The sequence below is a fragment of the Microcystis sp. M53598_WE2 genome, from assembly GCF_030067735.1.
GTDB lineage: Bacteria > Cyanobacteriota > Cyanobacteriia > Cyanobacteriales > Microcystaceae > Microcystis > Microcystis aeruginosa.
Window position 1 is genome coordinate 1 of record NZ_JASJFE010000955.1, and the last position, 9,335, is coordinate 9,335.

7 protein-coding genes and 1 pseudogene are annotated in these 9,335 nt (G+C 46.2%); 2 read left to right on the top strand and 6 right to left on the bottom strand.

Annotated elements, in window-relative coordinates; genetic code table 11:
* Positions 1 to 78: 78 nt before the first annotated feature.
* Entirely contained in the window at positions 79 to 963 is an 885-nt protein-coding gene (lipA, locus tag PX636_RS19550) for a lipoyl synthase (RefSeq protein ID WP_002796164.1), read from the bottom strand.
* 205 nt (positions 964 to 1,168) lie between these two features.
* Here lipA and PX636_RS19555 point away from each other — a divergent pair, with 205 nt between their 5' ends.
* On the top strand, positions 1,169 to 2,908 hold the full coding sequence (locus PX636_RS19555; protein ID WP_288118387.1) for a mechanosensitive ion channel family protein: 1,740 nt from the start codon (positions 1,169 to 1,171) through the stop codon (positions 2,906 to 2,908).
* Positions 2,909 to 2,964: 56 nt separating this feature from the next.
* On the opposite strand, the gene PX636_RS19560 is transcribed toward PX636_RS19555, so the two are convergent.
* The 4 genes from PX636_RS19560 to dnaX all read right to left on the bottom strand — a co-directional run bounded on the left by PX636_RS19560 (position 2,965) and on the right by dnaX (position 6,601).
* Positions 2,965 to 3,375, bottom strand: coding sequence for a type II toxin-antitoxin system VapC family toxin (locus PX636_RS19560; RefSeq protein WP_288118389.1), 411 nt, complete (start codon positions 3,373 to 3,375; stop codon positions 2,965 to 2,967).
* Positions 3,372 to 3,668, bottom strand: a complete 297-nt coding sequence (locus PX636_RS19565) for a DUF2281 domain-containing protein (RefSeq protein ID WP_288118391.1) — start codon at positions 3,666 to 3,668, stop codon at positions 3,372 to 3,374. The genes PX636_RS19560 and PX636_RS19565 overlap by 4 nt, the downstream gene beginning before the upstream one ends.
* A gap of 113 nt (positions 3,669 to 3,781) precedes the next feature.
* The gene (gene grxD / locus PX636_RS19570; protein WP_002739803.1) at positions 3,782 to 4,105 is read right to left on the bottom strand and encodes a Grx4 family monothiol glutaredoxin; all 324 of its coding nucleotides are present in this window, start codon (positions 4,103 to 4,105) and stop codon (positions 3,782 to 3,784) included.
* An 87-nt stretch (positions 4,106 to 4,192) separates the two neighbouring features.
* Positions 4,193 to 6,601, bottom strand: a complete 2,409-nt coding sequence (dnaX, locus tag PX636_RS19575) for a DNA polymerase III subunit gamma/tau (protein WP_288118393.1) — start codon at positions 6,599 to 6,601, stop codon at positions 4,193 to 4,195.
* 377 nt (positions 6,602 to 6,978) lie between these two features.
* Here dnaX and PX636_RS19580 point away from each other — a divergent pair, with 377 nt between their 5' ends.
* Positions 6,979 to 9,171 carry a molybdopterin oxidoreductase family protein gene (locus PX636_RS19580; protein ID WP_288118395.1) on the top strand — a complete coding sequence of 731 codons (2,193 nt, stop codon included), beginning with the start codon at positions 6,979 to 6,981 and terminating at the stop codon, positions 9,169 to 9,171.
* Here PX636_RS19580 and PX636_RS19585 read toward each other — a convergent pair.
* A pseudogene (locus PX636_RS19585) lies at positions 9,154 to 9,335 on the bottom strand (hypothetical protein); the annotation flags it as partial. The gene PX636_RS19580 and the pseudogene PX636_RS19585 sit on opposite strands and share 18 nt — an antisense overlap.

Below are 9,335 nucleotides of genomic sequence, written 5' to 3' on the forward strand. Positions count from 1 at the left end.
AATCCCAACTTGGTAGATTTACAAAAATTAACTTAAAACTTACATCTGATAACTGATAACTGATAACTGATCACTGATTTACTCTCCCGCATGATAGGAACTGCGGACTAGGGGGCCAGATCTAACCTGAGAAAACCCCATTTTTTGGGCAATTTCTCCCAACTCGCTAAATTCTGCGGGAGTCCAATATTTCTGTACGAGCAAATGTTCCAGAGAAGGACGCATATATTGACCAATAGTAACTCGATCGCAGTTGATCGCGCGTAAATCTGCCAAAGTCTCGATAATTTCCTCTTTTGTCTCACCGTGACCGACCATTAAGCCAGATTTCGTCGGAATTGACCGATCGATTTCCTTAACATAACGCAAAACCGCCAAAGAGCGATCGTATTTAGCCCCGCGTCTAACCGGTCCTTGCAAACGGCGCACCGTCTCGATATTGTGATTGTAACAGGCAGGTTTTGCCCCTACCACCGTCGCCACCCGTTCCTGTTGACTTCCCTTACCTCCAGCAAAATCCGGGGTTAACACCTCAATTAAAGTGTGGGGATTGAGTTCGCGAATGGCTGTCATCGTCCGTACAAACCAACCGGCCCCGCCGTCTTCAATATCATCTCTGGCTACAGAAGTCAAGACAACGTAACTTAAATTTAACAATTGCACCGCTTCTGCCACTTTTTGCGGTTCCTCCACATCGAGAGGCATGGGTGCGTGACCCTTATCCACTTGACAAAAAGCACAGGACCGGGTACAGGTGGGACCCATCAACAAAAAAGTCGCCGTACCTTGGGCATAACATTCGCCGCGATTGGGACAGCGACCCTCCTCGCAGATAGTATGAATGTTCCTTTGTTTGATAATGCGCTGAACCGTGGAAATTTCGCTAGATTTGCCGAGCGAACGCCGTAACCAAGGGGGTAAAGAGGTAATTTCCTCGCGCCACTGTGGGGAAATATTGGACATGAGAAGTTAAGTAAGGTGTTGGGGATTTCAGTTATCAGTAATCAGTTATCAGTTATCAGTGAGGGGTTGGGGTTGGGGAGAGGGGAGAAGGGAGAGAGACGACCGACTCCCCAAAACGAAAACTTCCTATCTCACCATTAAGATAACTGCTATAAGCTGAGAAAGCGGGTAAAGATCATTGTTAATCAAAAAGGAAACTTAGGCAATGGGACGATGGCAACGGAGAAAAATTTTCAATCTGGTCATTCAAGGATTGGCGGGTTGCCTCTTGGTTAGTATATTTGTTCTTAATTCCCTGCCATCCCTAGGCCAAAATTTTCTAGTTCCATTTGCATCTCCCACGGGGACAAGGATTTTTGTAGCCGGGGATATAGAATATGCTTCCGTGCATCTAGATGGATTTGCCTTATTTCAGATTGCCTCCCAAGATTTTACCGCTTCTGAGGCCCGGGAACTCTCCCCGGTAGAAAGACGGGCTAGCCGCATTGAAAGGGGCTTAAATAATATTATCAATCGGGGTTTCGATCCGACAACCCTGCAAGTAAGTACGGCGACTCTCAATAATTTAACCGTGATTGTGGCCAAGGATAACCAGAATTTACCGCAACAGGTAATTCTGACAGTGACAGAAGTTGATGCCCTGATCGATTCTTCTTCTGTTGGCGATTTAGCGGACAGATGGGTTAAAATCATCCAAACAGCTTTGATCCAAGCTTGGCAAGAACGTCAGCCCGCCCCTCGTCGGCAACAGGTAATGACTGCCACTATAATTATTTTGGGGCTAACTTTCTTAAGCTGGGTATCAATTTGGTGGCAGAAACACCTAAGAAATCGCTTCAATCTCCTCAAAAAACAGGCTAAAAGTCAATCCGATCGAAATTTACCTATAAATTCCCCTCCCAGAAAAGATCGCTCCCAAGAACCGATTTTAGCCTCTCTAGAAGATTCCTCTAATTTCCGTCAACAGGCTGATATTCAGCGACAACTGACGCTAAATATTCTCTGGAAAAGACTGGCTCTTATTGGACTGATACTGCTTTGGTTTGGCGGAATAGCGGCGATTTTGTATGTATTTCCTGAAACTAGGCTAGAAGGACGCGGAATAATTCGTATTCCTTTACGGATTTTTATTATCTGGTTGCTGCTGACATCAGTGAGCAATATGATTAATCTCTACGTTAATTCTCGGCTACGGGAGTGGGTAGAGGAAGGAGCGGTTTTTTCCGAAAATTTGGAAAGGAGGATTCTGCGCGCTCCCACTTTATTAGAAGTTTGGCGACAAATTATCACATTTATCGCTATTTTTCTGGGAATTTTGGTTTTTTTGAGTTGGATGGGCCTTTCTTTCGCCTTTTTACTCACGGGAGCCGGTTTAGTGGGAGCATTGCTCACCTTTGCCTTTCAGGATCTTTTAAAAGATTGGATTAACGGTTTTCTAATTATCTTTGAAGACCAATACACTGTCGGTGATATGATCCAGTTTCAGGAGTTTATCGGTTTGGTGGAAAATATGAGTTTGCGAGCGACTCAATTGCGGGCTGCCGATGGACGTTTAATCACTATTGCCCATAACCAAATTATTACCGCACACAACCTCAGTAAAGATTGGGCGCGGGTCGATTTTACCATCGAAGTCGCCTATGACACCGAGCCAGATCTGGCGATCGCTTTAATGGCAGCCATCGCTGAAAATATGGCTGTAGATCCACAATGGCAAAAAGATATCATCGATCCCGTGCAGGTTGCTGGTGTTAGTCGGGTTTCTCACACGGGGATGGAAATTATGCTCAGAATTGTCGTCAAAAGATTACGACAATGGGACATAGAAAGAGAGTATCGTCGTCGTCTAAAAATTGCTTTTGAGGAGAAGGGAATTCACATCGGTATCCCCCAACAAAGTTTCCTCATAGCAAAAGATAGAGAGGAATTCAAGGGACAGTTTTAAAGGGGAACATTTTCTATCGGTGGAGATATAGGCCGTTGAAAGCAGATTTTCCATCACTACACTTGAATGATATCAAAGCTTCCTTGGTTTTGAATCCGATAAAACAGGAAATCCGCATCGAGGGTGAGAATTTGCCGATACCCAGTCTTTTCAGCTACTAAAACTAGGGTTGCATCTGCCAAGTCCATCGGTCGATCGCGGTATTGCTCCATTAAAGCCAACAGGCGACTGAAATCACTTTCCTGAATATTGTAAACCACCAAAAGTTTATCTAAAAGAAGTTGTCCCAGTTGTTTTTGCATTTGCCAACCACCCCGATGCAGCGCAAGGTACATGGCTTCGGTCAGACATGACCAAGTTGTGACGAGAGGCTTTGCTAAACGCATTACTGTATTTTTGTAAGCATTGTGTTGTGGTTGAGTACGATCAACCAAACAAAGCAGCACTCCTGCATCACACAGGATCATAGCTCTAGTCCTTGTTGCCGATATTTTTCGAGCAGCAGTTGCTGGTAGTCGTTTATTGGTTCAGGTGAATTGACAGTTAAGCCATCTACGGCTTCAAACCATTGTAACCATCTTTCTATCAGTTTTCCATCAGGCTGAGTTTCAACGGTTTTGACTCGATATTTATGATCGAGAAGATCAATAAAGTCGCTTACTTCCTGAACAAGGACTTCAGGGAGTTGATGTAGCTTAGAAATTGCAGTTTCTCGAATTGTCACAATCATCACCTCTACCAAAATCTCTGGTTCGACCAACGCAAGATTATTATAACCCAGAGATCGGGGCTGCCCAGTTTGACCAAAATTGCGAGGACTAAGCTAGGTAGGTTGGAACTAGGTTAGGATAGCTAACCTAACCTAGAAAATTTTTAGGAAGCTAAGGCTACCTCGACTATTTGTTGTAGTTCCCCATTTTGATAGAGTTCGATCATAATGTCGGAACCACCAATAAACTGACCGTTGATATAGACTTGGGGAATAGTCGGCCAATTGGAATACTCCTTAACTCCTTGTCTTAACTCCTGATCTTGGAGAATATCGACAGTTTCGTAGGAAACCCCCAGAATATTGAGAATTTGTATGACGTTATTCGAGAAACCACACTGAGGCATTAATTTATTGCCCTTCATGAACACAAGAACTTTGTTATTCTGGATTAATTGATCGATTCTGGCCTTAGTTTCGGGTGTCATAGGTCTAGTAGCTAGAATTTGAGCAAGAATAGCCAATCCTGAGACGTGGCATATCCTATTAGTTTAGCACAAGCCGTTGGGATAGCCTTAAAAAGGAAGGTCTTCGTCCTCCTCCAAACTATCTAAAATTTCGTTAACATCAGGTCTCCCGCGCACGATAGTCATATTTTCCAGAGACTTATTAACTTTAGTTTCTGCGGCCGAATTTTCCGGCAGTGAATAACCCATATTGACCACTTCACCATCAAAAGATTTCGCTAACTTTTGAGCGGCCGCCAAAATTTCACTAACATCTACATCTTGATCTAATGTCTCTAAAGATGAATCAAAATTTAAGATTTTTTGGGGCAGTTCTGTGCTAAGAGTTGTTGGGGTTCCCGATGCTGTGATCTTTGCTTCTTTTTTCTCGATAATTGCTTCTTTGACCGGGAGAATATCCACTGCGGTCATAACTTTATTTTCGGGAGTTATTGGTGGGGTTGGTGCGGTTTCCGGTGGTGGTTGTATCCTGGCTGCCGGGGATGGGGAAACTTCCGCAGCCATGGCAGCAGTGGCGGAACCTACCTGTAAATGAACTTTAATCCGGCGCCGAAAAACTGCCTCGAAAGCTGACTCAATATTAGTCAATCGTAGCCGGGCCATTTTTAATAATTGTTCCGAAGATATACTTAAATAAGCGCTCGATTCTTCCATATTAAAAAGACTGCCGTGCTGACGCAAGAGAGTGCGAGTAGTGGGGGGTTCCATTACTTCTAAAACCTGCTGCCAAATTTGTTCATGATTGTCATCACTGGCAACAGTTTTAACCTCAGTTTTCGGCACTTCGACCCTAGTTGTCGGGGTGATAACCGCCGGTTTGATCGGTTCATTCACCGGCGCCGGTGCTGTGATCACTTCCGGGGGCCTCTCGGCGCTGGTTTGGGGACGGGAAGGCGCTACCGTGGCAACTAGCGGAATCACCTGTGCTTGTGGTAAAAGTCCCAATAGAGTGACTTCTAACCAGAGACGGGGTTGAGTGGTGTTTTTTAGTTGTGTTTCGCTGTCTTTAAGAAGTTGTTGACCGCGGAGAATTTCCTCTAAAGACCAAGTACGCGCTTCCGTACACAGTTCCTGCCAAGTGGGAGCGGTGACAGCGACCATTTCTGGACGATTAGGGGCGGTTTTGGCTAAAAGTAGGTTTAAATAGAACCCTGCTAGATTTTGCAAGACGATTAAAGGTTCCTTACCGCGATTCATCAGATGGCGACATTGTTCGATAACTTGATCGGGAATATTGCCATGAATGACTTTAAGTAGGGTTAAGAGGTCTCTTTCGGGGACTGCACCGACCAAATCCCAGACTCGCTCGGCCGTAATCGTTCCTGCGAGTAAACTTAATTGATCGAGGAGACTTTCCGCATCCCGTAAACCACCGTTAGCGATCTGAGCCACCAAGGTTAATGCTTCTAGGTTAATATCGATCGCTTCTATTTGGGCGATTTTTTGCAGGTGTGCCACCATCGCATCGAGAGCAATACGGCGATAATCAAAGCGTTGACAACGGGAGATGATGGTAGGCAAGACACGCTGAGGATCGGTGGTAGCAAGCACAAAAATCACTCGATCCGGCGGTTCTTCCAGAGTTTTCAGCAAAGCATTAAAGGCCGCCGTACTGAGCATATGGCAGTTATGAACTAATAACCCATTGGCAACAAAATTATGATTGTCCTCCACTTCTAGGTCATAGACGCTTTCTGTGTCACCTTCTTGAATCCCTATCACTTCCTCGAAATTTGTCAGCCATTGAGGGGATTTTATGATACTAGGCGTGTATTGCACCGCAGCCACATTGACAGGGGATAAGATCTGATCGCCGATTTTGAGATTTTTTGCTTGTATCCATGCTTTTTCTGTTCTAATCAAATGATTACCAGTGCAATTAATCGTCCGATTTCTGGTTTGAATGGTTAAAGTTGCTTTTACGCCTCGGTTTAGCCATCGCAGGACTTTTTTATATTCCCACTCTCCGCTGCTCTCGTTGTAACTGAGAACTCGTTTTCCGAGAATCTCAGGATGATTAATGGGGATTAATCCCGTTTCGGTGAAAACAAGGCTATCCCCAGTCAGGCACTCATCGATGACATAGACTTTATAACGACATTGGACGGGGGCAAATTGCGATCGCTCGATAATTTCCCGAATGTTATCCACACCGGTATTACTAGCGGCATCAATTTCGATCACGTCTAAAGCGGAACCATTGGCGATCGCTTGACAGACGGAACACTTACCGCAGGGAATCGGTGTCGGATGGTCACTAGACAGACAGTTGAGGGATTTGGCTAAAATTCGCGCCGAGGAGGTTTTCCCCGTGCCTCTGGGTCCAGTAAATAGGTATGCAGGGGCGATTCGCTCACTGATTAAGGCATTACTCAAGGTCGTGGCGATCGCTGATTGTCCCACCAAATCGGCAAAGGTTTGGGGACGATACTTATGATGTAGAGGTTCGTAGGTCATGACTGGCTGAAAACTTTTTCCCCACCCTAGAGACTACTATTATCCTATCCCGATTCTTTTTCAACACGAGAACAAGTGTATGCCTTTTTAAGCTGTTAAGTATTGAAATTGCTTGTTGAGATCAGGCAACAGGCAAGAGGCAACATAAAACCCCACACCCCACACCCCACACCCCACACCCTACACCCCACACCCCACACCCCACACCCATCAGCAAATTTTATCTAGACAGGTTTAATGCGCGATTTGCATCACGAAAATGGCAATTTAGCTAAGGCTTGTAATAAATTGTATTAATAACTACAATTTGGCCGAGAAAATCTGCCGACTATCTTAAGTATGCCTAAAGACAGCGCCACTAATCAGACCAACTGCTTATGACTGAATCTACAAAAACCCAATGTCCTTACTGTGGAGTAGGTTGTGGTTTGACAGTCACCTCCCCCGCGTCGGCCGGACAAGCATGGAAAGTCTTCGGGGACAAGTCCCACCCCTCCAGTCAAGGTATGGTCTGTGTTAAAGGGGCCACCGTAGCGGAATCGATCGATAAAAATCGCCTCAAAACCCCGATGATCCGCGATTCTCTCCAAGATCAATTTCGTCTTTGTACTTGGGAAGAGGCCCTCGATCGCATCGTTAACCAGATGCAAACTCTAATCGCTCAGGGGGAAAAGGAAAGTATCTGTCTATACGGTTCGGGACAATTTCACACCGAAGATTACTACATCGCCCAAAAACTGGTCAAGGGCTGTCTGGGAGTCAATAACTTTGATGCTAATTCCCGTCTCTGTATGTCTTCGGCCGTGGCCGCTTATCTGGACAGTTTCGGGTCTGACGGTCCCCCCTGCTGTTACGATGACTTGGAATTAACCGATTGTGCCTTTTTGGTGGGGACAAATACGGCCGAATGTCACCCCATCATCTTTAACCGTCTGCACAAGTATCTCAAAGGCAACCAAGAAGCGAAATTAATCGTCGTTGATCCCCGCAGCACCAAGACTGCCGAGGCCGCTAATCTCCACCTAGCCATTAACCCCGGGACTGATATTGACCTATTTAACGGTATTGCTCACCTGTTACTGGGTTGGGGTGCGATCGATACCCATTTTATCGATAAATGCACCCGGGATTTCGGCAAATACGCCGAAATTATCCGCCATTATCCCCCCGAAATAGTCGCCCCTAAATGCGGTATCCCCATTGAGGATTTAGAACAGGCTGCCCGCTACTGGGCCGAATCGAAAAGAGTCCTTTCCCTCTGGTCGATGGGTATCAATCAATCCAGCGAAGGCACGGCCAAAGCCCGCACTTTAATCAATTTACACCTAATGACGGCTAATATCGGTAAACCGGGGGCCGGTCCTTTTTCCCTAACCGGACAACCCAACGCCATGGGAGGAAGGGAAGCCGGCGGCCTCTGCCATCTTCTGCCCGGTTATCGTTCCGTCAAAAATCCCCAACACCGGGCCGAAGTGGAACAAGCTTGGGGTTTACCCGCCGGTCGGATTTCTCCCGTCCCCGGTCGCGATGCTTGGAGTATGATTACCGGTTTGGAGACGGGAGATGTCAAACTTCTCTGGATTGCCGCCACTAATCCGGCTGTTAGTATGCCTGATCTAGAACGCACCAAGGCCGCCCTGTTAAAATCACCTTTTACTGTCTATCAGGATGCCTACTATCCCACGGAAACCAGCGCCTACGCCCATTTATTACTGCCAGCGGCCCAATGGGGCGAAAAAACGGGAACAATGACCAATTCTGAGCGCGTGGTGACGTTAAATAAAGCTTTTCGCTCTCCCGTCGGTCAAGCTCAGGCCGATTGGCAAATTTTCGCGGAAGTTGGTCGCCGTTTGGGGTTTCAGGCACAATTTAATTTTCAGGATTCCGCCGAGGTACATTCCGAGTTTATTGGCTTGACATATAAACGTCCTTGTGATATGACGGCGATTAATTATGATCGCCTGGCCGAGACTCCCCGACCGTGGCCCGATTCCATCGATGAAATTTCCGCCCCTAAAACCGCTAATTCTGGGGAATTACTGGGTAATTTAGTTAAAGATGAAGATAAAAGCCAAAAAACAGCCGCAAAACGCCTTTATACCGATGGTAAATTTAATACTGCCGATGGTCGTGCTGTTTTCGCCGCCTACCACAGTAAAGGTTTAGCGGAACCCCCCGACGATGATTATCCCCTAGTTTTGACCGTGGGGCGTTTGTACGGTCACTGGCACACCCAAACCCGCACCGGCCGCATCGAGAAAATTGTCAAAATGCACCCCGCACCTTTTCTGGAAATTCATCCCCAAGATGCGGCAAAATTGCACATAGAAGCTGGGGAATGGGTGGAGGTGCGTTCTCGTCGCGGTTTTGCCCGTTTTCCCGCTTTAATTACCAAAGCAATTGCTCCTAATTGTGTCTTTGTGCCGATGCACTGGGGGGCTTTATGGGCAGAAAATGCTGAGGCTAATAGTCTCACCCATCCGGCCGCTTGTCCGATTTCCCTGCAACCGGAATTAAAAGCTTGTGCCGTCAAATTAATCCCGATCAAGTCTTTAGTTAGGGTTAGCTGAATAAATCTTAAAACCTTGTTGGGTAAGACTTTTAGACCTTTTGTCAATCAAAAAGTACCGGATATGGGAGTGATCGGGGGAAATTTAGGCACTTTTTCCCTGAAAATTAGGTAATTGGCCACCTCAAAACTGGTAAAACCCCACACCCCACACCCCACACCCCA

Bases quoted from the DNA above. Each gene is read 5' to 3' on its own strand.
- lipA (WP_002796164.1), bottom strand. From the start codon at position 963: ATGTCCAATATTTCCCCACAGTGGCGCGAGGAAATTACCTCTTTACCC.
- PX636_RS19555 (WP_288118387.1), top strand. From the start codon at position 1,169: ATGGGACGATGGCAACGGAGAAAAATTTTCAATCTGGTCATTCAAGGA.
- PX636_RS19560 (WP_288118389.1), bottom strand. From the start codon at position 3,375: ATGATCCTGTGTGATGCAGGAGTGCTGCTTTGTTTGGTTGATCGTACT.
- grxD (WP_002739803.1), bottom strand. From the start codon at position 4,105: ATGACACCCGAAACTAAGGCCAGAATCGATCAATTAATCCAGAATAAC.
- dnaX (WP_288118393.1), bottom strand. From the start codon at position 6,601: ATGACCTACGAACCTCTACATCATAAGTATCGTCCCCAAACCTTTGCC.
- PX636_RS19580 (WP_288118395.1), top strand. From the start codon at position 6,979: ATGACTGAATCTACAAAAACCCAATGTCCTTACTGTGGAGTAGGTTGT.